Source organism: Falsirhodobacter sp. 20TX0035, assembly GCF_028307215.1.
Taxonomy (GTDB): domain Bacteria; phylum Pseudomonadota; class Alphaproteobacteria; order Rhodobacterales; family Rhodobacteraceae; genus Falsirhodobacter.
The window spans coordinates 1-277 of sequence record NZ_JAQMHV010000041.1; the positions used below are offsets into that span (position 1 = coordinate 1).

At 63.5% G+C, this 277-nt stretch carries 1 pseudogene; it reads left to right on the plus strand.

The features are described 5' to 3' along the window. Nucleotides 1-238: pseudogene (locus tag PIJ50_RS16345) on the plus strand (leucyl aminopeptidase); the annotation flags it as partial. Between the last annotated feature and the right edge of the window lie 39 nt (nucleotides 239-277).

The following is a 277-nucleotide window of genomic DNA, read 5'->3' on the forward strand; positions in this document are numbered from 1 at the left end:
GTACTACGAGCAGCTGGACTCCAACTTCGCCGACATGGCAAACATCGGTGGCCGCCCTGGCGGCGCCATCACCGCCGCCTGCTTCCTGTCGCGCTTCACCCGCAAGTACACCTGGGCGCATCTGGATATCGCCGGCACCGCCTGGCGCTCCGGTAAAGCCAAGGGCGCGACCGGCCGCCCGGTGGCGCTGCTGTCTCAGTTCTTGCTCAACCGTGCAGGCCTGAACGGCGACGATTAAATCTGAGCGGTAATTCAGGTATAATCCCAAGGGGCACAG